We start from the raw sequence: 26,231 nt of genomic DNA on the forward strand, positions 1-26,231 counted from the left end.
ATGCCGGCCCGGCGACCGCCCCGCTCAGCCGATGCGCTCGATGACCAACGGCGTCACGGCGGGCGCGGTCGGCGAGATCCGCACCGCCCGCGCGGCGTCGTCCCGCGCCGCCGGGATCCGGGCGGCGTGCTCTGCGCGCAGCTCGTAGAGGGGGTCGCCGGCCCGCACCGGGTCGCCGGGCCGCTTGTGCAGCACCACCCCCGCCGGCACGCTGACCGGGTCCTCCTTGCGCGCCCGTCCGGCGCCGAGCCGCCAGGCGGCCACCCCCATGGCGTACGCGTCGACCGAGGCGACGAAGCCGTCCGCGTCCGCGCGGACCACCTCGACCTCGTTCGCGGTCGGCATCGGGGCGTCCGGGTCGCCGCCCTGGGCGCGGATCATCGCGCGCCAGGAGTCCATGGCCCGGCCGTCGCGCAGCGCGGCCTCCGGGTCGGCGTCCGGCAGCCCGGCCGCGTCGAGCATCTCGCGGGCCAGCGCCAGGGTCAGCTCGACCACGTCGGCGGGGCCGCCCCCGGCCAGCACCTCGACCGACTCGGTCACCTCGACGGCGTTGCCGATGGTCAGGCCGAGCGGGGTCGACATGTCGGTGAGCAGGGCGACGGTCCGCACGCCGTGCGCGCCGCCCAGCTCCACCATCGTCCGGGCCAGCTCGCGGGCCTGCTCGACGGACTTCATGAACGCGCCGGAGCCGACCTTCACGTCGAGCACCAGCGCCCCGGTGCCCTCGGCGATCTTCTTGCTCATGATCGAGCTGGCGATCAGCGGGATGGCCTCGACGGTGCCGGTCACGTCGCGCAGCGCGTACAGCTTGCGGTCGGCCGGGGCGAGCCCCGCGCCGGCCGCGCAGATCACCGCGCCCACGTCCCGGAGCTGGGCGATGAACTCGTCGTTGCGCAGCGCCGCCCGCCAGCCGGGGATGGACTCCAGCTTGTCGAGCGTGCCGCCCGTGTGGCCGAGGCCACGGCCGCTGAGCTGCGGCACGGCCGCGCCGCACGCCGCCACCAACGGGGTCAGCGGGAGGGTGATCTTGTCGCCGACGCCGCCGGTGGAGTGCTTGTCGACGGTCGGCCGGTCGACGGCGGAGAGGTCGAGCCGCTCCCCGCTGGCGATCATCGCGGCGGTCCACCGGGCGATCTCCGGCGCGGTCATGCCACGGAGCAGGATCGCCATGGCCAACGCCGACATCTGCTCGTCGGCGACCAGCCCCCGGGTGTACGCGTCCACCACCCAGTCGATCTGCGCGTCGGAGAGCACACCCCCGTCCCGCTTGACCCGGATGACGTCAACCGCCGCAAAACCACTCATCACAAAAGATCTTCCCTAGTCGTGTGCAGATACCGATCCGCGAACCGTGACCACCGACGGCTGGGGCCTGCCGTGCCCGGCGGAGGGATCAAGCCTGACCGCCCGGAGCCGGGCACGGCAGGCCCCAGCCGTAAAGCTCAACCATTCCAGCGGACCGGGATCTCCATCGGCGGCTCGCCCTCGCCCGCCCAGAAGATCGTGCCCGAGGCGTCCACGACCACGACCCGGGGCGTGCGGGCATGCCCCCAGGCGATCGCCTCCGCCGGGTCGTCCCAGCTCGGGCCCTCCTCCAGCACGCCGGTCTCGGCGCCCTCGCTGTCCCCCGCGGACCGCTCCCAGTAGGCCGTCCAGACCTGCTGGCCGGCGGACAGGTCGGGGTGCACGAAGACCGTGCCCCGGCCGCGCCAGGCCGCCAGCCGCTCCGGCACCACCGGCACCGGCGCCTCCCCGGTGACCGCCTCGAGGTCGGCCACGTCGAAGGCGTGCGGCAGCAGCTCGGCCATCCGCAGCGGGCCGCCCTTGGCCTCGATCAGGCACTCCGGGCCGCCCTGCTCCCACAGCAGCTGGCGGCACCGGCCGCACGGCATCAGCGGCTCGCCGGTGGCGTCGACGCAGGACAGGGCGACGATCCGGCCGCCGCCGGTGGCGTGCAGCGAGGAGACCACGCCGCACTCGGCGCAGAGCACCACGCCGTACGCGGCGTTCTCCACGTTGCAGCCGACCACCACGCGGCCGTCGTCGACCAGGGCGGCCGCCCCGACGGGGAACTTCGAGTACGGCACGTACGCGTGCCGCATCACGTCCGTGGCGGCGGCCCGCAGCCGCTCCCAGTCGATCTCCATGTCGTGCTCCCCCGTCAGCCCTTGATGTACGGCTTGCCGTCGGCGGCCGGCGCCCGGACCCGGCCGACCAGACCGGCCACCGCGAGGATCGTCGCCAGGTAGGGCAGCATGGCCAGGAACTGGCTCGGGATGGCGCTGTTGATCGCGCCCAGGTAGGTGGCGAGCTGGTCGGCGAAGCCGAAGAAGAGCGCCGCGAGCAGCGCTCCCGTCGGGCTCCACCGGCCGAAGATCAGCGCGGCCAGGGCGATGAAGCCCTTGCCGCCGATCATGTTCTTGGTGAACGAGTAGAGCGCCAGCGTGTACGAGGCGCCGCCGATGCCGGCGACCACCCCGGCGAGCAGCACGTTGCGGTAGCGCAGCCCGAGCACCCGGACGCCCAGCGTGTCGGCGGCGGTCGGGTGCTCGCCGACCGAGCGGGTCCGCAGGCCCCACCGGGTGCGGAACAGTGCGATGTGGATGACCAGCACGAGCAGCAGGCCGAGGTAGAGGAAGATGTTGCCCCGGAACAGCGCCGGCCCGATCAGCGGGATGTCCGACAACAGCGGGATCTCCCAGTTGCTGAACCGGGGCGCGCTGTTGTACTTCTGCGCGTTGGTCTGCATCAGCCGCTCGTAGAGGAAGCCGGTGACGCCGACCGCCAGCAGGTTGAGCACGATGCCCATGACCACCTGGTCGACCAGGTAGCGGATCGAGAAGACGGCCAGCAGCAGCGAGATGAACGCGCCGCCGAGCGCCGCCGCGACCAGGCCCACCCAGACGTTGCCGGAGAGGCTGCCGAACAGCGCGCCGCTGAAGGCGCCCATCAGCAACTGCCCCTCGATGGCCACGTTGACCACGCCGGAGCGCTCGCAGAGCACGCCGGCCAGCGCGCCGAAGATCAGCGGCAGGGCCAGGAAGAACGTGCCCCGGACGATGTTGACCAGCGGCATGAAGTTCTGCCCGTTCGGCGCGGCCGAGACCTGCCAGCAGAGGAACGACAGCACGAAGCCGACCAGGCCGACGCCGAGCACGAGGGTGAACCAGCGCTTCGGCAGCCCGGCGAGCATCGCGACGCCCGCGGCCACCGCGACGATTCCGAAGAGAATCGCGCCGAGCGTGCCGTCGATCTTCAGCGCGGCGCCGGCGGCGTCCTCGCTGAGGGTGAACCGGGCCTGCTCGCCGGTGGCGAGTGCCCCGAACAGCACCGTCGCCAGCAGGCCGAGCCCGAGCAGCACGGCGCCGACCTTGCGGGTGCGGGTCCAGAATCCCAGGTCGACGGGGGCGACGGCGACGTCTTCGACAGCCATGGTGGACATGAGTTACCAGCCCTTCGCCAGGCTCGTCTGCAACCGGGCGGCACGGGCGGCCCGGAGCTGGAAGATCGCCTTCACCAGGGCCGGCGCGGCGATGAAGATGACGATCAGCGCCTGGAGCACGGTGACCAGCTCCAGCGAGATCCCCGAGTACGACTGCATCCGGTTGCCGCCGGCCTGGAGGGCGCCGAAGAGCAGCGCGGCCAGCGCCACGCCCCACGGCTTCACCCGGCCGAGCAGCGCCACCAGGATGCCGTCGAAGCCGATCTGCGCGACCACCAGCGGGGTCAGCGCGCTGGCGGTGGTGCCGAGCACCATGTTCGAGCCGCCGAGGCCGGCCAGGATCCCGGCGAAGACCATGATCAGGACGTACGTCCGGGTGACGCTGATGCCGGCGGTCCGCGCGGCGTCCGGGTTGGCGCCCACCGCGCGCAGCTCGAAGCCGAGCGTGGAGCGGTTCAGCAGCCACCAGACGGCCCAGGTGGCCAGCACCGCCAGGATGATGCCGGCGTGCACCCGTAGCCCGTCGCCGAGCAGCCGGGGCAGCTGGGCCGACGGGTCGACCGGCCGGCTGATCGCGTCCGTACGGTTCGGGTCCTGGATGCCGTTCTGCACGATGATCCAGGTCAGGAAGTACGTGGCGATGTAGTTGAGCATGATCGTGTTGATCACCTCGTGGGCGCCGGCGCGCGCCTTGAGGATGCCCGGGATGAAGCCCCAGATCGCCCCGCCGAGCGCACCGGCGAGCACCGCGACGAGCAGGTGCAGGCCGGGCGGCAGCGGCAGCAGGAAGCCGGCCAGCGCGGCCAGGATCACGCCCATCGTGGCCTGGCCCTGGGCGCCGATGTTGAACAGGCCGCCCCGGAACGCCAGCGCCACCGACAGGCCGGTGAAGACCAGCGGCGCGGTGTAGGTGAGCGTCTCGGAGATCGGGCTCATCACGGCCTGGAAGCCGACCGCCTCGGGGTCGAAGACGGCGCCCTTGAACAGGTTGCCGTACGCCTCGCTGACCAGCGTCCAGCTCGCGTTGAGCGCGTCGGACGGCCGGGCGGTGATGTAGCTGTAGGTGGCCAGCACCTCGGGGTCGGAGACGACCATCAGCACGGCGCCGACGAGCATCGCCAGGACCAGCGACAGCAGGGTCACCGTGAAGGTGTTGGCCGCCCAGAGGTTGTCCAGGAACAGCCGCCCCAGCGAGGGCTTCGCCTCCGGGGCCGGCTGCTTCGGGGAGGTGGCCGCCTCGGCGCGCTCGGTGTTGCCGAGCGCGGTCTGCGCGGCCTGCCCCTCGGTCGCCGGCTCCTTGTCCGGGGAGCCCGACGGGGGGTTCGGGTTCGTCATGCCTTGTCCTCGCTACCAGGGCCCTCGGCGGCGGGGGCCGCCGCGCCGTCGGCCGCCGCGTCGGGGGTGATGCCGGCCATCAGCAGGCCGATCTCCTCGCGCGGGGTGTCCGGGCCGACGATGCCGATGATCCGGCCGCGGTACATCACGGCGATCCGGTCGGCCAGGCCGATCACCTCGTCGAGTTCGCTGGAGACCACCATGACCGCGGTGCCGACGTCCCGCTCGCGGATGACCCGGCTGTGGATGAACTCGATGGACCCGACGTCGACGCCGCGGGTCGGCTGGGCGGCGATGAAGAGCTTCAGCGGCCGGGACAGCTCCCGGGCCACGATCACCTTCTGCTGGTTGCCGCCGGAGAGGGTGCCGACCGGCGCGTCGGCCGAGGAGGTGCGGACGTCGAACTGCGCGATCCGCTCCTTCGCCGACTTCGCGATGGCGTCCGGCTTGAGCGCCAGGCCCTTGCCGAAGGGCGGCCGGTCGTAGATGTCGAGCACCAGGTTCTCCGCGACGGAGAACTCCTTGACCACGCCATCGACGCTGCGGTCCTCCGGCACGTAGCCGACGCCGGCGCGGAGCACCTTCTTGGTCGACCAGCCGTTGACCTGCTGCCCGTCGAGCGTGATCGTGCCGGCGAGCGTCGGGCGCAGCCCCATGATCGCCTCGATCAGCTCGGTCTGGCCGTTGCCCTGCACGCCCGCCACCCCGAGCACCTCGCCCGCGCGTACGGTCAGGTCGATCCCGTCGACCGCCCGGATCTGCCGGTCGTCGTCGACGACCAGGCCGGCGACCTCCAGGATCGGCTTGCCGGGGGTGGCCGGCTCCTTCTCCACGGTGAGCCGGACGCTGCGGCCGACCATGAGCGCGGCCAACTCGTCCCGGCTGGCCTCGGGCGAGGCGGTGCCGACGGTCTTCCCGCGCCGGATGACGGTGATCCGGTCGGCGATCGCCTTGACCTCGCCCAGCTTGTGCGTGATGAAGACGATCGACTTGCCGGCGGCCTTGAGCGACCGCATGACGGTGAGCAGTTCCTCGGTCTCCTGCGGGGTGAGCACCGCCGTCGGCTCGTCGAGGATGAGCAGGTCGACGTCGCGGGTGAGCGCCTTGACGATCTCCACCCGCTGCTGGATGCCGACCGGCAGGTCCTCGATCACCGCGTCCGGGTCGACCCGCAGGTTGTAGCGCTCCGAGACCTCGGCGACCTCGCGCCGGGCCCGCCGCCGGTCCAGGAAGCCGGCGATGCCGCCCCTGACCTGCTCGGCGCCGAGCATGATGTTCTCGGCGACGGTGAAGACCGGCACCAGCATGAAGTGCTGGTGCACCATGCCGATCCCCGCCGCGATCGCGTCGGACGGCCCCCGCAGCTTCAACGGCTCGCCGTCGACCAGGATCTCGCCCTCGTCGGGCTGGTAGAGCCCGTAGAGCACGTTCATCAGGGTCGACTTGCCCGCGCCGTTCTCGCCGAGCAGGGCGTGGATCTCTCCAGGCTCCACCGTCAGGTCGATGTGGTCGTTGGCGACCAGATCACCGAACCGCTTGGTGATGCCGCGCAGTTCGAGTCTCAGCGCAACCTCCTGGAGTGCGAAGCGATGGTGCAGCGTAGCTGCCGGGGGACCGCTCGCGGCGCAGGGCCGTCGTCGGGGGTGGAGCGGATCGGCCGCCCCGGCGCCGTGGGGGTTCCCCGCGACGCCGGGACGGCCGGACGTCGTGCTGTACCGCTCGCCGGCCCTACCCCGGTGATCGTCTCACCGGGGTGGGCCGGCGGTGCTTCACTTCGGCTGGGCTGCGGAGGTGACGGTGACGGTGCCGGCGGCGATGTCCGCCTTCAGCTTGTCGATCTCCGCCTTCAGCTCGGCCGGGACCTTGCTGTCGAACTCGTGGTACGGGGCGAGCCCGACGCCGTTGTTGGCGAGGTTGCCCAGGTAGCCCGGGTCGTGCGAGAGCTTCTCGCCGTTGGCGGCCTTGACGACGGCCTCCTTGACGGCCTCCGGGATGTTCTTCTCGACCGTGGTGATGATGGCCGAGCAGTCCGGGGTGCTCTCGCAGCCGTCGACGTCCACCCAGATGGTGTTGTACTTGCCGCCCGACGCCTTGGCCGCGCCGGTGGTGCCGAGGCCCGAGCCGCCGGCGACCGGCATGATGATGTCGGCGCCCTGGGCGAACAGCGCGTCGCTGACCTTCTTGCCCTCGTCCTGCTTGACGAAGTCGTTGGTGAAGGAGCCCTTCTGGGCGGCCTTGTCCCAGCCGACGACCTTGACGGTCTTGCTCTTCGTCTTGTTGTAGTGGGCGACGCCGTCGACGTAGCCGTCCATGAAGATGGTGACCGGCGGGATCGGCAGGCCGCCGTAGGTGCCCACCGTGCCGCTCTTGGTCATGCCGGCGGCCAGGTAACCGGCGAGGAAGCCGGCCTGCGCGGTGTCGAACTGCATCGGGAAGACGTTGCTCTCCGGCAGCTTCGCGTCGACGATGCCGAACTGCTGGTTCGGGTTCGCCTTGGCGATCTTGGAGGTGGCGTCACCCATCAGGCCGCCGACGGCCAGGATGAAGTCGCACTTCTGGTTGACGTACTGGGTCAGGTTGACCTCGTAGTCGGCCTCGGCCTTCGACGCGACGTACTTGATGTCGATGTTGTCGTTGGCCTTCTTGGCCGCCTCGAGGCCCTGCCACGCCGAGGTGTTGAACGACTTGTCGTCGATGCCGCCGACGTCGGTCACCATGCAGGCGCTGTACTTCTTGTCGCCGCTGCCGGCGTTGTTGCTGTCGTCGGGAGCCTCACCGCACGCGGCGGCGCTCAGCACGAGCCCACCCACCGCGAAGACCGAGGCAATCCGCATCCCACGCACCGAGCGCAAGACGTCTCCTTCCCATTGCACACCGCGTCCTGCACGGTGGCAGCCCTATGAGCCGGCTGCGCTGCGCCGCCGGCGTCCCACGTTACGGACGGGAGCGTACGCCCGCGCCCACCCACCGGCCGACAATCGTGCACGAACGTTGAGCGCTTGTTACCCCTACGTAACCCTTAGGTGGGGCAGATCACTCTGAGTGCTGGTAGGTGGGCGCCGGGACGTCGCGGAAACGCCCGATTTTCCTGGTCGGCCCCTGGCGGAAACGTTACCGCCAGAAAACCGCCACCGCCGCGTTGACCAGGGTCAACCCGACGATCGCAAGGAAGTGGCCGCGGTTGACCACGTCGCGCTTTCGGGAAAAGAAGACCATGACGAAGATCAGTAGGGCGAGCACCAACTTGGTAACAAGTTTGGCCGGGTCCGGCTCGTTACCGTCGCGCAGCGGCGCGGAGAGGCCGATGCCGGTCACCAGCATGATCACGGACCCCCAGAGCATGGCCGGGTTGATCCGCAGCTTTCCGCTGATGTATTGGACGATCGCGCCGCCGAGCAGCAGGGCGAAACCGATCAGATGGACGTAGCGCAGTATCAGTCTGAGAGCTTCCACGCGCACATCCTCCCCCACCAACGACGGATCGTAGTAGCGGGGCGGTTCAGGGCGTGTCAGCCACCGCCCGGGGGCCGACCGGGCGCGGCGACCCGGCGGCGGCCGGGCGCGGCGACCCGGCCGCGGTGGCGCCGGAGGGCCGGCGTCCCACCAGGACCAGCACCAGCCCGGCCAGCGCGTACCCGGCCAGGACGGCGAGCGACCGGGCGGACCCGGCGCCGTCGAAGAAGGCCACCGAGCGCAGCAGGGTGCCGCCGGCGCCCACCGGCAGGAACTGACCGACCGCGCCCCACGGCTGCGGCAGCAGCTCGGGTGCCGCGCTGACCGCCGAGAGCGGGTTGCCGACCAGGAAGACCAGCAGTGCGCCCAGGCCGAGGCCCGGCCGGCCGAGCAGCGCCCCGAGCCCCGCCACCGTGGCCGCGCCGGCCAACGCGAAGAGCCCGACCGCCGCCGCCTCGGCGAGCGGGTCGCCGTCGAGCACGCCGAGCCAACCGTGCAGCACGGCCGCGCCGACACCTCCGGCGAGGACGGCGAAGACCACCAGGCCGAGCAGCCGGGCGACCCGGTTGGCGACGGCGAGGGTCAGCAGCGCGCCGGCCAGCACGCTCGCCATCGCGAACGGCAGGAAGCCGGCCGCGAATCCGGCGCCCCGAGGATCGTCCGGGTCGGCGGGCACTACCTCGACCACCGGCACCGGGTGGCCGGCGGAGAGCTGAGCCGCCGCCTCGGTGAGCAGCGCGGCGACCGTCGGACTGGCGGCCGGCGCGGTGTGCAGGGAGACGCCCTCGGGGCCGGCGACGAAGGCCGCGTACACCTGCCGGTCGCGCAGCGCCCGGTCGGCGGCCGCGGCGTCCGGCAGGGTGGTCACGTCGAAGGCTCCGGGCCGGGCGGCGGCGAGCCGGGCGGCGAGGCCGTCGGCGGCGGGCGCCGGGCCCGCGACGGCGAGGGGCAGGTCGCGCGGTGCCAGGTTGACCGCCGGAGCGGAGAAGAGGGGTACGAGCAGTGCCAGCAGGACGGCCGCCAGGACGGCGACGTTGAGGGCGACCGACAGGGGCGGCCGGGTACGGGTCGACATGGTGAACTCCTAAAACGAACGCTCGTTCTCTTATTGATTCAGGCTCCTCTCCTCCCTGGCCGACTGTCAAGAACGAACGTTCGCTTTACGATGTATCCCGTGCCACGCGTCTCCCCGGAACACCTCGCCGCCCGCCGCCGCCAGATCGTCGACGCGGCCCGCCGGTGCTTCCTGCGGGAGGGCTTCCACCGCACGACGATGCAGGACGTGATCGCCGAGGCCGGCCTCTCGGTCGGCGCCGTCTACCGCTACTTCCCGAGCAAGGCGCATCTGATCAACGCGATCGCCGAGGACGCGGTCGGCGGTGCCGAGGTCGTGCTCGACGAGGTGCTCCGGCAGGAGCCACCGCTTCCCCTGGTCGAGGCGCTCGACCGCGCGCTGGCGTACGTGGAGACCCAGCTCGGCGACGACGGCGTGCTGCGGATCGCGATCCAGGTCTGGGGCGAGGCGCAGCGGGACCCGGCGCTGGCCGAGTTCGTCGCCGGCAAGTACGACGACATCCGCCGCCACTTCGAGGCGCTCGTCCGGCGCGCCCAGCGCACCGGCGAGGTGGCCGCCGACGCCGACCCGGAGGCCGTCGCCGCGGCCCTTTTCGGCCTGGTTCCCGGCTGGTTCCTCCAGCGGCTCCTCACCGGCCGCCCGGACCGCGCCACCTACCTCGCCGGCGTCCGCGCCCTCCTCGCCCCCTGACCGACCCCTACCCCACCCCACCCCGCCCCGGCGGCGTGCGCAGGGCAGGGCGGAGCGCGGGCGGCCCCAGGTCAGGGGAGGCGCCAGGCCTGAAAGGTGGGGCCGTCGGCGGGCAGGGTGACGACGCCGTCCGGGTCGGGGCGGAGGGCGGGGGCGCCGCCGTAGACGTTCTCCGCCGCCCGCAGCCCGGCCAGGCGGACCGGAACGCCGGCGGCCCGGCGGGCCAGCACCAGCACGGTGCCGGTCGCCGCCTCCCGCAGGAAGACCAGGGTGTCCGCGTCGTGGTGCAGCCAGCGCAGGCCGCCGTGGCGCAGCGCGGGCTCGGCACGGCGCAGCGCGACCAGCGCCCGGTAGCCGGCGAACGTCGACTCGTCCCAGGTCTCGGGCCGGTGCCACGGCATCGGGGTCCGGGAGCCCTCCCCGTTGGTGCCGGTCAGGCCCAGCTCGTCGCCGGCGAAGATCACCGGGGTGCCCGGCATGGTGGCGAGCAGACCGGCGGCGACCTCCTGCCGCGCGGCGTCGCCGACCACGGTGCGGATCCGGGCCGAGTCGTGCGAGCCGAGCAGTTGCCACGAGTGCGTGTACGACCGCCACGAGACCAGCGACCGGTAGGCGTTCATGGTGGCCAGCACGGCGTCGGCGTCCCGCCGCAGCACCCCGCCCGGGGTGCCGAGGAAGTTCGGCAGCGGGTCGTCGCCGTGCCGCAGCCAGGACCAGACGGGGTCGGTGAAGCCGACGTAGTTCATCGTCCCGTGCCAGCCGTCGCGGTCCAGGTCGCCGGTGTGGTCGTGGCCGTGCTCGGCCAGCAGCAGGCCGTCGGCGCGGGTCTCGGCGACCACCCGGCGCAGCAGCGCCGCCACCTCGTGGGTGTACGCGTCGGCGCCCCGCCGCCCGGTCATGTTCGCCACGTCCACCCGCCAGCCGTCCAGCCCGTACGGCGGGCGCAGCCAGCGGCGCAGCAGCGAGTCCTCGGCGGTGGCGAAGCGCCGGCGCAGCTCGGCGCTGCCCCAGTTCAGCTTCGGCAGCGACTTGACCCCGTTCCAGGACTCGTAGTCTCCGGTGACCTCGTCGAAGTAGTACAGCTCCCGCTCCGGCGCGGACACGTCCGAGGCGGCCCGGGTGAACCACTCGTGCGCGTCGCCGGTGTGGTTGCTGGTGATGTCGCCGAGCAGCCGCCAGCCGCGGGCGCGTACGGCGTCGGCGAGCCGGGCCAGCGCGGCGTTCCCGCCGAGCAGCGGATCGACGGTGTCGAAGCTGGACGCGTCGTAGCGGTGGTTGGAGCGGGCCGGGAAGATCGGCGTCAGGTAGACCGTGTTCACGCCGAGCCGGTCCAGGTGGTCCAGCCGCCCGGTGACGCCGTCCAGGTCGCCGCCGTAGAACTGGTAGGGGGTCTCCGGGCCGCGCCCGATCACCGGGGTGTCCCAGTCGCACGGGATCGCCCAGTCCGGCAGGTCGCGCCCGTCGGCGGCGGCGGAGCGGGCGAACCGGTCCGGGAAGATCTGGTAGATCACCGCGTCCCGGGCCCAGGCCGGCGGCGGGGTGTGGGTGACCAGCTTGAAGTCGCCGTTGTCCGGCACGTCGTGGTGCGCCACGCCGGCGGCGTTCAGCCAGCGGTAGCCGCGGCGGCCGGTGAGCATGAACCGGTAGTTGCTGACCGGGTTGCGGGCCTCGACCGGGACCCGCCACCAGACGTCGTCGCCGTCGGTGCGGTCGACGACCGCCTCGGTGAACCGCGGCTCGCCGTCGCCGGTGGTGCGCACGTGCACCTGGCGGACGTCGGCGCCGGCAGGCACCCGAACGAAGACGTCGACGGTGTCGCCGAGCGAGGGCTCCTGCTCGGGGACGTACAGGGCGGATCCGTCGTGGTGCGGCAACAGGGACATGGCGGTGCCTTTCGCGTCGATCGGACGGGGAGAGAAAGGGGCCACCCGCCGCGGCCGGTTTCCCGACCGCGGCGGTCGACCCGCGACTGCTCCGGTGTACGTCGGACGCCAACGCCCTTGCCGCAGCGGTGAGCCGAGGAGGCTCAGCCTTTGACAGCTCCGGCGGTGAGGCCGGAGACGATGTAGCGCTGGACCAGTTGGAAGACCAGCACCGTGGGAATGGCGGTGAGCAGGGTGCCCGCCGCGAAGATGCCGAAGTTGTTGTTCCGCTCCCCGGCCACCAGACCGAACATGCCGACCGCGAGGGTCTTGGACTCGCTGTTGGTCAGGAAGACGTTCGCCATCAGGAACTCGTTGATGGTGCCGATGAAGGCGAGCAGGCCGGTCACCGCCAGGATCGGCGCCACCAGCGGCAGCATGATCCGGAAGAAGACCTGGGCGTGCGTGGCGCCGTCCATCGTGGCCGACTCGTCCAGCTCCCGGGGGAGCGTGTCGAAGAAGCCCTTCATCAGCCAGGTGTTCACGCCGAGCGCGCCGCCCAGGTAGAGCAGCAGCAGCCCCCACGGCGTGTTGAAGCCGATCGCCGGCCACAGGTCGGTGATCGTGGTGAAGATCAGGAAGATCGCCACGATCGCCAGGAACTGCGGGAACATCTGGATCAGCAGGAGCGACAGCAGCCCGACGCGCCGCCCGGAGAACCGCATCCGCGAGAAGGCGTACGCCGCCAGCGCCGACAGGAAGACCGACGCGAACGAGGCCACCCCGGCGATCAGCAGCGAGTTGAGGAACCACCACCCGAACGCCGTGCGGTCGAACAGGTCCACGAAGTTGTCGAAGGACGCGCCGGTCGGCACCAGCTCGGTCGAGGAGAGCGTGCCGAGCGGGTTGAGCGCGGCCGAGAGCACGAACAGGATCGGGAAGAGGCTGAACGCGACCGCCAGCACGCCGACGAGATGGCGCCAGCCGACCCGGGCGAACCACCGGTTGCGGCCCCGGCCCGCGTTGCGGTTGGCGGCCGGGGCGGCGCCGGTGCCGCCGCCCGCGACCGAAGTGCCGTGCAGCGAGGTCACGAGTACACCTCCTCCTGCTTGCGGGTGCGCCGGAAGCTCACCGCCGAGACCACCGCGACGATGGTGAAGATGAAGATCGACACCGCGGCCGCCAGGCCGAACTGGGCTCCCTGGGCGCCGAAGGCCAGCCGGTAGGTGTACGTGATGAGCAGGTCGGTCGCCCCCGCGGTCGGGTTGTCCGCCGGGAAGGGGCCACCCTCGGTGGTCAGGTAGATCGCGTTGAAGTTGTTGAAGTTGTACGCGAACGACGCGATCAGCAGCGGGGAGAGCGCGACCAGCAGCAGCGGCAGGGTGACCGACCGGAACGACTGCCAGGGCGACGCGCCGTCGACCGACGTCGCCTCGGTCAGCTCCTTCGGAATGGCCTGCAACGCGCCCGTGGCGACCAGGAACATGTACGGGTAGCCCAGCCAGAGCTGCACCAGGATCACCGCGATCCGGGCCGACCATTCCTGGCCGAACCAGTCCACCCCGATCCCGAACAGGTTGTTGATCAGGCCGAAGTCCGTGTTGAACATGTCCCGCCAGACCAGCAGCATCGCGAAGGACGGCATGGCGTACGGCAGGATCAGCAGGACCCGGTAGAGGTTGGTGCCCCGCATCCGGGGCGAGTGCAGCGCCAGGGCGATGAACATGCCCAGCAGGAACGTGCCGCCGGTCGAGCCGATCGCGAAGGCGAAGTTCCACAGCAGGGTGCCGAAGAACGGCCCGGAGATGGCCGGGTCGGTGAGCACCCGGGAGAAGTTCTTGAGCCCGACGGTGACCTTCCAGCCCTGGGCCAGCCGCTCGCCGTCGGCGGCGACGAAGGCGCCGGTCTCCTCGTCCGCCGTCCAGGTCTTGCCGGTCTCGGTGTCCCGGATGCAGTCGCAGCCGGCGTCGTACGCCCGGACCGCCTTGCCCTCGTAGGCGCGGGACAGGCCGGCGGAGCGCACCGCGCCCCCGGAGGTCGGCACCACCAGGTCGGTGATCTCCTGGCTGCGCGCGCTGGCCTGACCGAAGTTGAGCACGGTGTAGCCCTCGGCGGCGGTGACCTTGCCGCCGGGCGCGACGGTGACCTGGCCGGCGTCGAGCTGGCGCAGCCCCCCGCTGTCGCCGGCGGAGACCACGCCGGTGGCCGGGTCGGAGACCAGGAAGACGAGCGGCCCGGTCGCCGGGTCGCCCTTGGTGGCGATCGACAGGGCGTACTCGGTGGAGCCGGGCACCTGCTTGACCGAGGCGGTCTGGATGGCGACGACGGCCTCGTCCTTGGTGCCGCGGTGACCGTCGCCGAAGTTCGTGAAGGCGGTGCTCGCCGTGTAGAGCACCGGGACCACCTGGAACGCGATCAGGAAGAGCGTGCCGGGGACCAGGTACTTCGCCGGGATGTGCCGCCGGGTCAGGTAGAGGTAGAACAGCCCGGCGGTGGTGGCGGCCAGGACTGCCAGCCCGATCCACTTCTCCGCCTCGACGAGCGGGAAGGCCGCCCAGATCGCGATCCCGGCGGTCAGGCCGAGCAGGATCACCTTGACGAGTAGACCGGTCGCGGTGATCGGCGCGTGGTGCCGCGCGGTGCGGGACGGGCGCGGGAGCCCGGAGCCGACGGGCTCCCGGCCCGGGTCCTGTGTGGCAGGTCCCGGGCCGGACAGCGACGTGCTCATTACTTGATCTGGCCGGAGATGGTCTTGCCGGCCGCGGTGATCGTCTTGGTCGGGTCGGCGCCGCCGATGATGGCGGCCTCGGCCTTACCGAACGGGTCCCAGATGGTGGCCATGGCGGGGATCGCCGGGAGCACCTGACCGTTCTTGCCGGCCTCCTGGAACTTGGCCAGGTCCGGGTCGGTGCCCTTGACCTGGTCCAGCGCGGCGGTCAGCGCCGGCGGACGGGGCTCGGCGTTGTAGAGCGCCACGGCCAGCTCGGGGGTGGTGACGTGGTTGGCCACGAACTCCTGGGCCAGGGCCTTGTTCTTGCCCTTCGACGCCACGTAGAACGCCTGGACGCCCACGAACGGCTGGGCCTCCTTGCCACCGGCGAAGCCGGGGACCGGGGAGATGTCGTACTTGATGTTGGCCTTCTTGGCGTCCGCGACGGCCCACGGGCCGGAGACCAGGAAGGCGCACTTCTTGCCGGTGAAGGTGGCGATCGAGTTCTCGGGGGTGATGGAACGCTTGAGCGCGCCCTCGCCCTTCTCACCGAGCGCGGCGATCTTCTTGAACGCCTCGATCGACTCCGGCTTGCCGACGCCCAGGTCCTTCGGGTCGTAGTCGCCGTTGGCGGCGGTGCCGAAGAGGTACCCGCCACCGGAGGTGTAGAGCGGGTAGATGTGGTACGCGTCGCCGTTCTGGCCGGACTGGAGGCAGAGGATCTCGCTGGCCTTCTTCTCGGCCTTGAGCTTCTTGCCGGCGGCGACCAGGTCCTCGATCGTCTTCGGCGCCTCGGGGGCCAGCTCGGTGTTGCGGATCAGCGCCAGGTTCTCCATGGCGTAGGGCACGCCGTAGAGCTGGCCGTTGAAGGTCACGGCCTTGACGGCGGTCTCGTTGAAGCCGCTCTTCTGCTCGGCGGCGAGCTGCACCGGGTCGATGGCGCCGTTCTGGACGAGGTTGCCGATCCAGTCGTGCGCGCCGACCACGACGTCCGGGCCGCTGCCCTGCTGCGAGGCGGTGACGAAGTTGGTCTGGAGGTCCTTGGAGACGGCCTGGACCTCGACCGTGACGCCGTTCTCCTGGCCGAACTTCTCGGCGAACGGCTTGAGGGCGGCGGTGCGCTTGTCGTCGGCCCAGATCACCAGCTTGCCGCCGGCGGCGGCCTTGGTGGATTCCTTCGCGGCCGGCTCGTCGCTGCTGTCGCTGCCGCAGCCGGAGGCGGCGAGCGCCAGGCCGAGGACGGCGACCACACCCGCGGTACGGATGCGCATCGGTACTCCTGTCGTCATGGCGGCCCGCCGGGGGAAGGGCGACCCGCCTGGAAACCTCTGTAAGTTTCTTGCCAAACCGGCGCCCGATGTGCTGCGCCGCTGCTCTCGCGTGTTGCGGGGACGTTAGCAAGGGGTTTCAGAGAATGGAAGGGCTTGCAGGAGTGTACGCAAGATCTTGCTCGTGAGCTAAAGTGCCGGCCATGCGCGCTCGACTGTCCGACATCGCCCAGCAGGCCGAAGTCAGCGAGGCCACGGTGTCGCGGGTGCTCAACGACCGCCCGGGCGTGGCCCCCGAGACCCGGCAGGCCGTCCTGACCGCCCTCGACGTGCTCGGCTACGAGCGCCCCGCCCGGCTGCGCAAGCGCAGCGCCGGCCTGGTGGGCCTGGTGGTGCCCGAACTGGACAACCCGATCTTCCCCGCCTTCGCCCAGGTGATCGAGTCGACGCTGGCGCAGAGCGGGTTCACCCCGGTGCTGTGCACGCAGACGCCGGGCGGAGTCACCGAGGACGAGTACGTCGAGATGCTGCTGGACCGGCAGGTCTCCGGGATCGTCTTCGTCTCCGGCCTGCACGCCGACACCGCCGCCAACCACGACAGGTACCGCGCCCTGATCGCCCGTCCGCTGCCCATCGTCATGATCAACGGGTACGCGCCGGGCATCCCCGCCCCCTTCGTCTCCTGCGACGACGGCGAGGCCACCGAACTGGCCGTGGCCCACCTGGTGGCGTTCGGGCACCGCCGCATCGGCCTGATCACCGGCCCGGACCGGTTCGTGCCGGTGCAGCGGCGGGTGGCCGGCTTCCGGGCCGCGATGGGCCGGCTGGCCGGCGCGGCCGAGGCGGACCTCGGCGAGCTGGCCGAGCTCTCCCTGTTCGGTGTGGAGGGTGGCGAGGCGGCCGCCGCACGACTGCTGGACCGGGGCGTCACCGGCATCGTCTGCGGCTCGGACCTGATGGCGCTCGGCGCGATCCGGGCCGCCCGGCAGCGCGGCCTGTCCGTGCCGACCGACCTCTCGGTGGTCGGCTACGACGACTCCCCGCTGATGGCCTTCACGGACCCGCCGCTGACCACCATGCGCCAGCCGGTGGCCGCGATGGCGGTCGCCGCCGTCCGGGCCCTGGTCGACGAGATCAACGGGCACGCCGCCCCGCACTCGGAGTACGTGTTCCGGCCCGAGCTGGTGGTGCGCGGCTCCACCGCGGTTGCCCCGGCCGGCGGCACCCGTCCGGCCAGCGGCGGCGCCCCGGGCCGCCAGCGCCCCGCACCGCCCGCGCTCGCCGTCCCCGCCTGACCGCCCGCTGCGGCTGCCGCCCCGCCCGGGACCCGGCGGACCGGCCGTGGGCGCTCGCGCGGGGCGTGACCGGGGCCATCCCTTGCGCAAGAAATGCTTGACTCTTGCAGCACCCGGGCGGCATCCTGCTCAGACCGCGCCTTCCACCCGCACCGCGCCGGGTGTGCTTGTCCCGCGCGTCACAGAACGGGGAAACCGCCTCCGATGACCGTCAGCAACCCCACGCCGCTGACCGCCGACGACGACTGGTGGCGTTCCGCGGTCGTCTACCAGGTCTACGTCCGCAGCTTCGCCGACTCCAACGGCGACGGGATCGGCGACCTGCAGGGCATCCGCGAGCGCCTGCCGTACCTGCGCGAACTCGGCGTGGACGCGCTCTGGCTGACCCCCTTCTACACCTCCCCGATGGTCGACGGCGGCTACGACGTCGCCGACTACCGCGACGTCGACCCGATGTTCGGCACCCTCGCCGACTTCGACGCGATGATCACCGACGCGCACGCGCTCGGCCTGCGGATCATCGTCGACCTGGTGCCCAACCACACCTCCGACCGGCACCCGTGGTTCCAGGCCGCCCTGGCCGCCGGCCCGGGCTCCGCCGAGCGCGAACGCTACCTCTTCGCCGACGGCAGGGGCGCGGACGGCGAGCTGCCCCCGAACGACTGGGAGAGCATCTTCGGCGGCCCCGCCTGGACGCGGGTGGACGACGGCCAGTGGTACCTGCACCTGTTCGACCCGGCCCAGCCGGACCTGAACTGGCGCCACCCCGAGGTCCGCGCCGAGTTCGAGGACATCCTGCGCTTCTGGCTGGACCGGGGCGTGGACGGCTTCCGGATCGACGTGGCGCACGGCATGATCAAGGCCGAGGGCCTGCCCGACGTCGGCTTCAGCACGATGACCACGGGGCAGCGCCAGGTGGAGCTGCTCGGCAAGGGCCGGCTCCCCTACTTCGACCAGGACGAGGTGCACGAGATCTACCGCGCCTGGCGGCCGATCCTGGACAGCTACCCCGGCGGCCGGATGGCCGTCGCCGAGGCGTGGGCCGAGACCCCGCAGCGGCTGGCCCGCTACATCGGCCCGGACGAGCTGCACCAGGCGTTCAGCTTCGACTTCCTCGACGCGACGTGGTCGGCCGAATCGTTCCGCAAGGTGATCGACACCGCGCTCGCCGAGTCGGCCATCGTCGGCGCGCCGACGACCTGGGTGCTCTCGAACCACGACAAGCAGCGGCACGTCACCCGCTACGGCGACGGCGCCGAGGGGCTGCGCCGGGCGCGGGCCGCCACCCTGCTGATGCTCGCCCTGCCCGGCTGTGCCTACGTCTACCAGGGCGAGGAGCTGGGCCTGCCGGAGGTGCTCGACCTGCCGGACGAGCTGCGCCAGGACCCGGCGTTCCTGCGCACCGGCGAAAGCCGGGACGGCTGCCGGGTGCCGATCCCGTGGAGCGGCGAGCTGGCCCCGTACGGCTTCGGGCCGGAGGGCAGCGAGCTGAGCTGGCTGCCGGCCCCGGCGACCTGGCGCGCCCTCTCGGTCGCCGCCCAGGCCGGCGTGCCCGGCTCGACGCTGGAGCTCTACCGCACCGCCCTGCGGATCCGTCACGCGCACCCGGCGCTGGCCGCCGACGCGGGCGGGGTCACCTGGCTGGAGACCGGGCCGGGCGTGCTCGCCTTCAGCCGCGCCGCCGGCGACACCGTGCTGACCTGCGTGGTCAACATCAGCGGTGCCCCGGCCCTGATCGACGGGTACGGCGAGCCGATCGCCGCCAGCGAGGCGCTCACCGGCCAGGGCACGGGTCACCTGCTCCCGGTCGACGCGGCCGCCTGGTTCGAACGGCGCTGAGCGGGTAACCCGTCATCGACCTGGTCGTCCGTTGTGCCCCGCGCCGACGGGCGGCTGGGCCACCGACCCCTTGTGGTGGGGGGTGAGGTGGCGCCGGCGCCTCGTGGAGTCCGCTCCCCGGGGCGCCGGCGTCCATCCTGGACAGGTGCGCCCGGGTCCCTGCCGATCGGCTCAGGCGGCGCCGCCGGTGAGCTTCGCGGCGATACGGCTGAAGCCGGCCCGCAGCTCGGCCTCGCTGGGCGGGGCGAGCGGCTCGGTGCGGTGCTCCTCCGCAGCCGTCGCCTCGAGTTCCTCGTCGATGGTGTCCTCGAAGTCGCCGTAGAGGTCGGCCTCCTCGATCCGGGCCGACTCGTCCTCGGCGGCGACCTGCGCGGCGGCGATCTCGCCCCGGATCTCCTCCGCCGACACCGCCGGCAGCAGCGGCTCGACCACCGCCATCAGCTGCTCCTCGGCGACCACCGCCTCGGCCAGCGCGAGGGCGTGCGGTCGCTCGTAGGGGCCGCAGACCACCGGCTCCCACTCGTCGGCGTCGCCGAGCGGGCCGAAGGTGATGATCCACGGCAGGCCGAGCATCGGGGAGTCTTCCGGCAGGTCCAGTGTCACGAGTGCGCCCACGCGCCCATCATCGTCCGTCCCACCGGAAACGCGGGTGGCATTCGGCTCAATCGCCGTCACCGTGACGGTCCGATCCTCGTCCGCGCGGCCACCCGCCCCCGCCGTCGCGCCGTCAGCCCGGCCGCGCCGCGTCCAGGGCCGCGCGGACCAGGGCGAGCGCCGCCGGCGGCGGCACCCCCAACCGGGCGGCCTCGGCGGCGTAGTCGGCCGCCACCCGCTGCAACCGGTCCAGCGCGTCATCGCGGCCGGGGGCGACGAAGGTGCCGTGCCGGCCCCGGGTCTCCAGCAGGCCGGCCGCCTCCAGCTCCCGGTAGGCCCGGGCCACCGTGTTGACCGCCAGCCCGAGGTCCGCCGCGAACTGCCGCACCGTCGGCAGCCGGGTGCCGACCGCCAGCCGGCCCGTCCCGATCAGCTCCGCGAGCTGCCCGCGCACCTGCTCGTACGGCGGCACCGCCGAGCCCGCGTCGACCGAGATCCGCACGCCCGCTCCCCCGTTCATCCGGCCCCGCCGGGGGCGCCGGGATCCATGTCCGCGTCGAGGTCGGCCGGCGGTGGGCCCTCCGCCAGGTCCACCACCCGGCCGCGCCGGCTCGTCGCGGCGAGCGCCGCGCCGAAGAGCACCAGCTGGTTGAGCAGGTAGAGGTAGAGCAGCAGCCCCACCGCCCCCGCCACCACCGTGTACGCCGGATTGCGCTCGGTGCGCACGACGTAGTAGCGCCCGACGGTGTTCAGCAGCGTGATGCCGACCGCGACGAGCAGCACCACCGGGCGCAGCCGGACCCGGCTCATCCGCAGCCTCGGCACCGCCACCAGCAGCAGGGTGGCCAGCACCGCGTTGACCAGCACGCTGAGCACCGCGCTGACCGTGGTCAGGCCGACCGAGCCGGTGCTGCGCAGCAGGAAGCGCAGCAGCGACTCCAGCGCGTCCACCGCCGCCACCGAGACGCCGAGCAGCACGAAGACGACGAGCAGCACGCCCAGGTCGACCAGGCGGCGCACCACCAGGTTGCCGGGCTGCTGGTTGAGCCCGTACATCAGCCGCTGCGAGGAGCGGATGGCCTCCACCCAGCCGATGCCGGTCAGGACGAGGATGACCAGGCCGACCACCCCGACCGTGCCGCTGCTGTCGGCGATCTGCACCGGGTCGAGGAACGGCAGGTTCTCCCGCAGGAATTCGGCGGCGGCGGCGCTGACCTCGTCGTTGTCCTCCAGGATGGCCCCGAAGATCGAGTACGCGACCAGCGCGAGCGCGAACACCGCGAAGAAGCCGTAGTAGGCGATCGCCGCGGCCAGCCGCCCGCCCAGCACCTCGGCGTAGAGCACGCCGGCCCGCCACAGGTGGTCGACGGCACCGGACCGGCGGCGCGCGGCGCTGATCCGGCGGTCCACGCCCGCCTCGATGCGGCCCCACACGTTCACGCCGTCATCCTCGCCGATCCATCGCCGTCACGGGGGCAACCTGCCGCCGGCCCTCGCCGGCCCGGCGCGTCGCCCGGTCGGCGTCGTCGCCCCGGCCGCCCGACGCGCCGGCCGGACGGGGTCAGCCGCCCAGCCGGAAGTCCCGGCGCGGCTGCCACCGGGTCTGCCCGCTGTGCGAGAAGAGGGTGAACGCCTCCACCTCGAACATCGCGGAGAAGTCGGCCAGGTCCTCGTACGCCTTGTCCAGCGCCTCCGGCGCGACGTCCTGCGCCACGGTGACGTGCGGGTGGTACGGGAAGCGCGCCTCGCGGCGCAGCTCCGGGGCGGCGCTGATCGCGGCGGCGAGCAGCTCGCACTCGCTGATCCCGGCGGCCACCGCCACGAAGACCACCTGGGTCACCGGCCGGAACGTGCCGGTGCCCCGCAGGTGCAGCGTGAACGGCAGGTGGGCGGCGGCGACCGCGGTGAGGTGCCGCTCCACCGCCGGCAGCGCCGCCACCGGGATCTCGGTCGGCCCGAGCAGGGTCACGTGCGCGGGCACGACCTGGGGGTCGCCGGCCTCGACCCGGCGTCGGGTGAGTGTGCCGCCCCACGGCTCCGGGATGTCCACCGCGATGCCGATCTGGATGGTGTCACCGGCGTCCGGCGCCCCGTCCCTGCGATCCACGCTCCGCGCCATCCCTCCGGCCACCGACCTGTCCACCCTCACCCGTCGCGCCGCGGCGCTACTCGCCGCGCACCGGCGGGAAGAAACCCACCCGCTCGTACGCGGCCCGCAGCGTCGCCGCGGCGACCACGCGGGCCTTCTCCGCGCCGGCGGCGAGCAGCTTGTCCAGCTGCGCCGGGTCGTCGAGGTAGGTCCGGGTGCGCTCCTGGATCGGCGTGACGAACTCCCGCACCACCTCGGCGAGGTCCTTCTTCAGGTCGCCGTAGCCCTTGCCGGCGTACGCGGCCACCAGGTCGTCGATGCTCCGCCCGGTCAGGGCGGAGTAGATGGTGAGCAGGTTGGAGACGCCCGGCTTGGTCTCGGCGTCGAAGACGATCTCCCGGCCGGTGTCGGTGACCGCCGAGCGGATCTTCTTGGCCGAGCGGGCCGGGTCCTCCAGCAGGTCGATGATGCCGGCGGGCGAGGACGACGACTTCGACATCTTCGCCGTCGGGTCCTGCAGGTCGGTGATCTTCGCGGTGTCCTTGACGATGTGCGGCGCGGGCACGGTGAAGGTCTGCCCGAACAGCGAGTTGAACCGCTGGGCCAGGTCGCGGGAGAGCTCCAGGTGCTGGCGCTGGTCCTCGCCCACCGGCACGGCGTGGGCCTGGTAGAGCAGGATGTCGGCGGCCTGGAGGATCGGGTAGGTGAACAGGCCGACGCTGGCCCGCTCGCCGCCCTGCTTCTGCGACTTGTCCTTGAACTGGGTCATCCGGCTCGCCTCGCCGAACCCGGTGATGCAGCCCAGGACCCAGGCGAGCATCGGGTGCTCGGGCACCTGCGACTGCACGAACAGCGTGCTGCGCTCCGGGTCGAGGCCCACGGCGAACAACTGCGCGGCGGCCAGCCGGGAACGCTGCGTGAGCACCTTCGGGTCGTGGCCGGCGGTGATCGCGTGCAGGTCGACCACGCAGTAGTAGGCGTCGTGGGTGTCCTGCAGGGCCACCCAGTGCCGCACCGCGCCCAGGTAGTTGCCGAGGTGGAACGAGTCGGCCGTCGGCTGGATGCCGGAGAAGACGCGGGGGCGGGCGGGAACGTCGGACATGCCGGCAATTCTGTCAGCAACGCCTGGCGTACGTCATGACGGGCCGGCGGGTCGGCTCGGACCCACCGGCGCCGGAGCGGTGACCTCGCGCCGGGGTTCCGGCACGCGCACGGCGGAGACGGTGAGCCGGGCCACGCGGCGACCCTCCAGCGTGTGTACCCGCAGCAGCCAGCCGCCGGGCGGGTCGTCGGCTGCCGGGCCGCCGGCGCCGGCCGGGCCGCCGGCCACCGGCACCTCGTCGCCGGCGACCGGGAGCCGGCCGAGCGCCGCCATCACGAAGCCGCCCACCGTCTCGTACGGCCCCGGGGGCAGGGTCACCCCGGTGCGCTCGGCGAAGTCGGCGAGGTTGAGCCGGCCGTCCACCACGGCGGGCAGGCCGGCGTGCACCGGGTCGGGGGCGGTGTCGTACTCGTCGTGGATCTCCCCGATCAGCTCCTCGATCAGGTCCTCGAGGGTGACGATGCCGGCGGTGCCGCCGTACTCGTCGACCACCACGGCGAGGTGGTGGCGCTCCCGGCGCATCTCGCTGAGCGCGGCGAGCACCCGCTTGCTGCCGGGCAGCCGCTTCACCTCCCGGGTCAGCTCGCCGACGGTGGTGCAGGGGTCGAGGTCGGGGCGCAGCAGCACGTCGCGCAGGTGCACGAAGCCGACCACGTCGTCGTGGGTGCCGTCGACGACCGGGTAGCGGGTGTGCGTCTCGGCCCGGACCAGCCGCTCCGCCTCGGCGATGGTCAGCCGGGCGGAGAGGAAGACCACCTCGGTGCGGGGCATCATCACCTCGCGGACCAGGCTCGCGCCGGCGACCAGCACCTCGTCGATGATCCGGCGCTCGACCGGGTCGAGCAGGGTGTTGGCGGCGACCAGGTCACGCAGCTCCGCCTCGCTGATCCGCTCCCGACCGGCCGCGGGGCTGGCGCCGAGCAGGGCCGTCACCGCGCGGGTGGCGCCGTCGGCGGCGCGGACCACGATCCGGGCGACGGCCCGGGCCAGCGGGCCCGGCTCGCGGCGCGGTCGCGTCCGGGCGCGTCGACGCGGCCCGGGACCATCCGCTTCCCGCATGACAGTGATGGTAGACAGCGCCGGGCCGCCGGGGGCTTCATGTTCACCTCTGTTCGAACATGGGAGATTGTGGTGGAATGGCGGGGCGTCGACGGAGCGCGGAAGCACGGCGACCGGCCGTAGGGTGATCACGACATGGCCGCGACGCGGACGGCCGGGCGGGAGGAGACCGACGTGAAACTGCTCGTCACCGGCGGCGCCGGCTTCATCGGCAGCGTGGTGACCCGGATGCTGCTCGACGCCGGCCACCAGGTGGTCGTCCTCGACGACCTGCGCACCGGCCACCGGGAGGCGCTCGCCCCCGACGCCACCCACGTCGACGCCGGCCTCCACGACGCCGCGCGGGTGCTCACCCCGGAGGCGGGCTTCGACGGGGTGCTGCACTTCGCCGCCCTCATCGCCGCCGGCGAGTCGATGGTGAAGCCGGAGCTCTACTGGCACACCAACACCGTCGGCTCGCTCGCCCTGATCGACGCCGTCCGGGCCGCACGCGTGCCCCGGCTGGTCTTCTCCTCCACCGCCGCCGTCTACGGCAACCCCACCGAGCTGCCGATCCCGGAGAGCGCGGTCAAGGCCCCCACCAACACCTACGGAGCCACCAAGCTCGCCGTCGACATGGCGCTCACCTCCGAGGCGGTCGCGCACGGCCTGGCCGCCGTGTCGCTGCGCTACTTCAACGTGGCCGGGGCGCACCTCGACGGCGACGTCGCGCTCGGCGAGCGGCACGACCCGGAGACCCACCTGATCCCGATCGCGCTGGAGGTGGCCGCCGGGCGCCGGGAGAAGCTCCAGCTCTTCGGCGACGACTACCCCACCGTCGACGGCACCTGCGTGCGCGACTACATCCACGTCGCCGACCTGGCCCGCGCCCACCTGCTCGCGCTCGACGCGGCGACCGCCGGCCAGCACCGGATCTACAACCTGGGCAACGGCAACGGCTTCACCAACCGCCAGGTCGTCGACGTGGTCCGCGAGGTCACCGGGCACCCGGTGCCCGTCGAGGTGGCCCCGCGCCGCGAGGGCGACCCCGCCGAGCTGGTCGCCTCGTCCGCGCTGGCCCGCGAGGAGCTGGGTTGGGTGCCGCAGAAGCCGACCCTGCACGACATGGTGGGCGACGCCTGGGCCTTCTACCGCACCCACCTCGTGGCGCCGCGGTGACCGACGACGTCGCGGCGCGCGCCGCCGCCGGCTTCCGTTCGGCGTACGCCGAGCCGCCCGCCGGCCGCTGGACGGCGCCCGGCCGGGCCAACCTGATCGGCGAGCACACCGACTACAACGACGGCTTCGTGCTGCCCTTCGCCCTGCCGCTGCGCACGGTCGTCGCCGCCGCGCCGCAGCCCGGCGAGTGCTGGACGGTCTGGTCCGAGCTGTCCGGCGAGACGATCGCCTTCGACGCCGACGAGGTCGCCGGGCCGGGCCGGGTCACCGGCTGGGGCGCGTACGTGGCCGGGGTGGTCTGGGCGCTGCGGGAGGCGGGGCACGCCGTGCCCGGCGCCCGGCTGGCGATCGCCTCCGACGTGCCGCTGGGCTCGGGGCTCTCCTCCTCGGCGGCGCTGGAGGCCGCCGTGCTGGCCGCCCTGGTCGACCTGGGCGGGCTGGACCTGCCCGCCGACCGGCAGCCCCGGCTGGCCCAGCGCGCCGAGAACGGCTACGTCGGCGCGCCGACCGGGATCATGGACCAGTCGGCGGTGATCCGCTGCCGCGCCGGGCACGCGCTCTTCCTGGACTGCCGCGACGAGTCCGTCGAGCACATCCCGTTCGACCTGGACGCGGCCGGCCTAGCCGTGCTGGTGGTCGACAGCCGGGCCCCGCACCGGCACGCCGACGGCGAGTACGCCGCCCGCCGCAGGTCCTGCGAGGCGGCGGCCGGGCTGCTCGGCGTCGCGGCGCTGCGGGACGTACCCACCGACGGGCTGGCCGACGCGCTGGCCCGGCTCGACGACGCCGAGACCCGCCGCCGGGTGCGGCACGTGGTGACCGAGGACCAGCGGGTGCTCGACACCGTCGCCCTGCTGCGCGCCGGCAAGGTACGCGAGATCGGCCCGCTGCTGACCGCCTCGCACGCCTCGATGCGCGACGACTTCGAGATCACGGTGCCGGAGGTCGACACGGCGGTCGAGGCGGCCCTGTCGGCCGGTGCCCTGGGGGCACGGATGACCGGCGGCGGCTTCGGCGGCTGCGTCCTCGCCCTGGTCGACGCGGAGCGCGCCGACACGGTCGCCGCCGCCGTCACGACCGCGTACGCCGAACGCGGCTTCGCCGCGCCCGGCCACGTCACCGCCCTGCCCGGGGCGGGAGCGACCCGGCTGGACTGACTGCGCGGCTCGACCATCCGGTCAGGACGGTCGGTAGGGTGTGGCATCGACCGGATCGTGCCGGAACGCCGCCGCCGAACTTCATCGGGGTGCTCAGGCTGTC

23 protein-coding genes are annotated in these 26,231 nt (G+C 72.8%); 5 read left to right on the forward strand and 18 right to left on the reverse strand.

The window, feature by feature from the left end; translation table 11 throughout:
- Nucleotides 1-24: 24 nt before the first annotated feature.
- The 8 genes from ACGFZ2_RS12545 to ACGFZ2_RS12580 form a co-directional block, all read right to left on the reverse strand.
- Nucleotides 25-1,305 carry a thymidine phosphorylase gene (locus ACGFZ2_RS12545; protein WP_393452858.1) on the reverse strand — a complete coding sequence of 427 codons (1,281 nt, stop codon included), beginning with the start codon at nt 1,303-1,305 and terminating at the stop codon, nt 25-27.
- Between the two features lie 137 nt (nt 1,306-1,442).
- Nucleotides 1,443-2,147: a cytidine deaminase gene (locus ACGFZ2_RS12550; protein WP_393452861.1), complete on the reverse strand. Its 705-nt coding sequence runs from the start codon at nt 2,145-2,147 to the stop codon at nt 1,443-1,445.
- A 14-nt stretch (nt 2,148-2,161) separates the two neighbouring features.
- Nucleotides 2,162-3,442, reverse strand: coding sequence for an ABC transporter permease (locus tag ACGFZ2_RS12555; RefSeq protein WP_393302551.1), 1,281 nt, complete (start codon nt 3,440-3,442; stop codon nt 2,162-2,164).
- A gap of 3 nt (nt 3,443-3,445) precedes the next feature.
- Nucleotides 3,446-4,777, reverse strand: a complete 1,332-nt coding sequence (locus ACGFZ2_RS12560; RefSeq protein WP_393452864.1) for an ABC transporter permease — start codon at nt 4,775-4,777, stop codon at nt 3,446-3,448.
- Nucleotides 4,774-6,375, reverse strand: a complete 1,602-nt coding sequence (locus tag ACGFZ2_RS12565; protein WP_393453661.1) for an ABC transporter ATP-binding protein — start codon at nt 6,373-6,375, stop codon at nt 4,774-4,776. The genes ACGFZ2_RS12560 and ACGFZ2_RS12565 overlap by 4 nt, the downstream gene beginning before the upstream one ends.
- Nucleotides 6,376-6,546: 171 nt before the next feature.
- Nucleotides 6,547-7,611, reverse strand: coding sequence for a BMP family protein (locus ACGFZ2_RS12570; protein WP_393452867.1), 1,065 nt, complete (start codon nt 7,609-7,611; stop codon nt 6,547-6,549).
- A gap of 277 nt (nt 7,612-7,888) precedes the next feature.
- Nucleotides 7,889-8,230 carry a hypothetical protein gene (locus tag ACGFZ2_RS12575; protein WP_393453664.1) on the reverse strand — a complete coding sequence of 114 codons (342 nt, stop codon included), beginning with the start codon at nt 8,228-8,230 and terminating at the stop codon, nt 7,889-7,891.
- 46 nt (nt 8,231-8,276) lie between these two features.
- Nucleotides 8,277-9,305 carry a hypothetical protein gene (locus tag ACGFZ2_RS12580; protein WP_393452870.1) on the reverse strand — a complete coding sequence of 343 codons (1,029 nt, stop codon included), beginning with the start codon at nt 9,303-9,305 and terminating at the stop codon, nt 8,277-8,279.
- 99 nt (nt 9,306-9,404) lie between these two features.
- On the opposite strand from ACGFZ2_RS12580, the gene ACGFZ2_RS12585 reads away from it, so the two are divergent.
- Nucleotides 9,405-9,995: a TetR/AcrR family transcriptional regulator gene (locus ACGFZ2_RS12585; RefSeq protein WP_393452873.1), complete on the forward strand. Its 591-nt coding sequence runs from the start codon at nt 9,405-9,407 to the stop codon at nt 9,993-9,995.
- Nucleotides 9,996-10,066: 71 nt separating this feature from the next.
- Here ACGFZ2_RS12585 and ACGFZ2_RS12590 read toward each other — a convergent pair whose 3' ends face one another.
- From ACGFZ2_RS12590 to ACGFZ2_RS12605, 4 genes are all read right to left on the reverse strand, one after another.
- Nucleotides 10,067-11,878 (reverse strand): glycoside hydrolase family 13 protein, encoded by a 1,812-nt coding sequence (locus tag ACGFZ2_RS12590; protein WP_393452876.1) that lies wholly within the window; start codon nt 11,876-11,878, stop codon nt 10,067-10,069.
- Between the two features lie 143 nt (nt 11,879-12,021).
- On the reverse strand, nt 12,022-12,939 hold the full coding sequence (locus ACGFZ2_RS12595; RefSeq protein WP_393259195.1) for a sugar ABC transporter permease: 918 nt from the start codon (nt 12,937-12,939) through the stop codon (nt 12,022-12,024).
- Nucleotides 12,940-12,944: 5 nt separating this feature from the next.
- On the reverse strand, nt 12,945-14,585 hold the full coding sequence (locus tag ACGFZ2_RS12600) for an ABC transporter permease subunit (RefSeq protein ID WP_393452879.1): 1,641 nt from the start codon (nt 14,583-14,585) through the stop codon (nt 12,945-12,947).
- Nucleotides 14,585-15,838: an extracellular solute-binding protein gene (locus ACGFZ2_RS12605; protein WP_393452882.1), complete on the reverse strand. Its 1,254-nt coding sequence runs from the start codon at nt 15,836-15,838 to the stop codon at nt 14,585-14,587. Before ACGFZ2_RS12605 ends, ACGFZ2_RS12600 begins: the two co-directional genes overlap by 1 nt.
- 200 nt (nt 15,839-16,038) lie before the next feature.
- On the opposite strand from ACGFZ2_RS12605, the gene ACGFZ2_RS12610 reads away from it, so the two are divergent.
- Nucleotides 16,039-17,130 carry a LacI family DNA-binding transcriptional regulator gene (locus ACGFZ2_RS12610; RefSeq protein ID WP_393258374.1) on the forward strand — a complete coding sequence of 364 codons (1,092 nt, stop codon included), beginning with the start codon at nt 16,039-16,041 and terminating at the stop codon, nt 17,128-17,130.
- A gap of 204 nt (nt 17,131-17,334) precedes the next feature.
- Nucleotides 17,335-18,969, forward strand: a complete 1,635-nt coding sequence (locus ACGFZ2_RS12615) for a glycoside hydrolase family 13 protein (RefSeq protein ID WP_393452885.1) — start codon at nt 17,335-17,337, stop codon at nt 18,967-18,969.
- A 171-nt stretch (nt 18,970-19,140) separates the two neighbouring features.
- Here the strand turns inward: ACGFZ2_RS12615 and ACGFZ2_RS12620 are convergent, their stop codons facing one another.
- The 6 genes from ACGFZ2_RS12620 to ACGFZ2_RS12645 all read right to left on the reverse strand — a co-directional run bounded on the left by ACGFZ2_RS12620 (nt 19,141) and on the right by ACGFZ2_RS12645 (nt 23,813).
- A complete protein-coding gene (locus ACGFZ2_RS12620; RefSeq protein WP_393258369.1) occupies nt 19,141-19,584 on the reverse strand; it encodes a hypothetical protein in 444 nt (147 codons plus the stop codon).
- A gap of 112 nt (nt 19,585-19,696) precedes the next feature.
- The gene (locus tag ACGFZ2_RS12625; RefSeq protein WP_393258367.1) at nt 19,697-20,065 is read right to left on the reverse strand and encodes a GntR family transcriptional regulator; all 369 of its coding nucleotides are present in this window, start codon (nt 20,063-20,065) and stop codon (nt 19,697-19,699) included.
- 14 nt (nt 20,066-20,079) lie between these two features.
- Nucleotides 20,080-21,003: a YhjD/YihY/BrkB family envelope integrity protein gene (locus tag ACGFZ2_RS12630; protein ID WP_393258365.1), complete on the reverse strand. Its 924-nt coding sequence runs from the start codon at nt 21,001-21,003 to the stop codon at nt 20,080-20,082.
- 121 nt (nt 21,004-21,124) lie between these two features.
- Nucleotides 21,125-21,682, reverse strand: a complete 558-nt coding sequence (locus ACGFZ2_RS12635) for a 2'-5' RNA ligase family protein (RefSeq protein ID WP_357694248.1) — start codon at nt 21,680-21,682, stop codon at nt 21,125-21,127.
- 46 nt (nt 21,683-21,728) lie between these two features.
- On the reverse strand, nt 21,729-22,754 hold the full coding sequence (gene trpS, locus ACGFZ2_RS12640; protein WP_350712060.1) for a tryptophan--tRNA ligase: 1,026 nt from the start codon (nt 22,752-22,754) through the stop codon (nt 21,729-21,731).
- A gap of 33 nt (nt 22,755-22,787) precedes the next feature.
- Entirely contained in the window at nt 22,788-23,813 is a 1,026-nt protein-coding gene (locus tag ACGFZ2_RS12645; protein ID WP_393258361.1) for a hemolysin family protein, read from the reverse strand.
- Nucleotides 23,814-23,948: 135 nt separating this feature from the next.
- Here ACGFZ2_RS12645 and galE point away from each other — a divergent pair, with 135 nt between their 5' ends.
- Together galE and galK are read left to right on the forward strand one after the other, a co-directional pair.
- Nucleotides 23,949-24,971: a UDP-glucose 4-epimerase GalE gene (gene galE / locus ACGFZ2_RS12650; protein ID WP_393258358.1), complete on the forward strand. Its 1,023-nt coding sequence runs from the start codon at nt 23,949-23,951 to the stop codon at nt 24,969-24,971.
- On the forward strand, nt 24,968-26,128 hold the full coding sequence (gene galK, locus ACGFZ2_RS12655) for a galactokinase (RefSeq protein ID WP_393452888.1): 1,161 nt from the start codon (nt 24,968-24,970) through the stop codon (nt 26,126-26,128). Before galE ends, galK begins: the two co-directional genes overlap by 4 nt.
- Nucleotides 26,129-26,231 lie beyond the last annotated feature (103 nt).

The organism is Micromonospora sp. NPDC048063 (genome assembly GCF_043202855.1).
In the GTDB taxonomy this organism is placed as follows: Bacteria; Actinomycetota; Actinomycetes; order Mycobacteriales; family Micromonosporaceae; genus Micromonospora.

Coding starts and splice junctions, on each gene's coding strand:
- ACGFZ2_RS12645 (WP_393258361.1), bottom strand. CDS start 23,813: ATGCGGGAAGCGGATGGTCCCGGGCCGCGTCGACGCGCCCGGACGCGA.
- ACGFZ2_RS12560 (WP_393452864.1), bottom strand. CDS start 4,777: ATGACGAACCCGAACCCCCCGTCGGGCTCCCCGGACAAGGAGCCGGCG.
- ACGFZ2_RS12550 (WP_393452861.1), bottom strand. CDS start 2,147: ATGGAGATCGACTGGGAGCGGCTGCGGGCCGCCGCCACGGACGTGATG.
- ACGFZ2_RS12605 (WP_393452882.1), bottom strand. CDS start 15,838: ATGCGCATCCGTACCGCGGGTGTGGTCGCCGTCCTCGGCCTGGCGCTC.
- ACGFZ2_RS12555 (WP_393302551.1), bottom strand. CDS start 3,442: ATGTCCACCATGGCTGTCGAAGACGTCGCCGTCGCCCCCGTCGACCTG.
- ACGFZ2_RS12615 (WP_393452885.1), top strand. CDS start 17,335: ATGACCGTCAGCAACCCCACGCCGCTGACCGCCGACGACGACTGGTGG.
- ACGFZ2_RS12590 (WP_393452876.1), bottom strand. CDS start 11,878: ATGTCCCTGTTGCCGCACCACGACGGATCCGCCCTGTACGTCCCCGAG.
- ACGFZ2_RS12545 (WP_393452858.1), bottom strand. CDS start 1,305: ATGAGTGGTTTTGCGGCGGTTGACGTCATCCGGGTCAAGCGGGACGGG.
- trpS (WP_350712060.1), bottom strand. CDS start 22,754: ATGTCCGACGTTCCCGCCCGCCCCCGCGTCTTCTCCGGCATCCAGCCG.
- galE (WP_393258358.1), top strand. CDS start 23,949: ATGGCCGCGACGCGGACGGCCGGGCGGGAGGAGACCGACGTGAAACTG.
- ACGFZ2_RS12600 (WP_393452879.1), bottom strand. CDS start 14,585: ATGAGCACGTCGCTGTCCGGCCCGGGACCTGCCACACAGGACCCGGGC.
- ACGFZ2_RS12580 (WP_393452870.1), bottom strand. CDS start 9,305: ATGTCGACCCGTACCCGGCCGCCCCTGTCGGTCGCCCTCAACGTCGCC.
- ACGFZ2_RS12570 (WP_393452867.1), bottom strand. CDS start 7,611: ATGCGGATTGCCTCGGTCTTCGCGGTGGGTGGGCTCGTGCTGAGCGCC.
- ACGFZ2_RS12635 (WP_357694248.1), bottom strand. CDS start 21,682: ATGGCGCGGAGCGTGGATCGCAGGGACGGGGCGCCGGACGCCGGTGAC.
- ACGFZ2_RS12610 (WP_393258374.1), top strand. CDS start 16,039: ATGCGCGCTCGACTGTCCGACATCGCCCAGCAGGCCGAAGTCAGCGAG.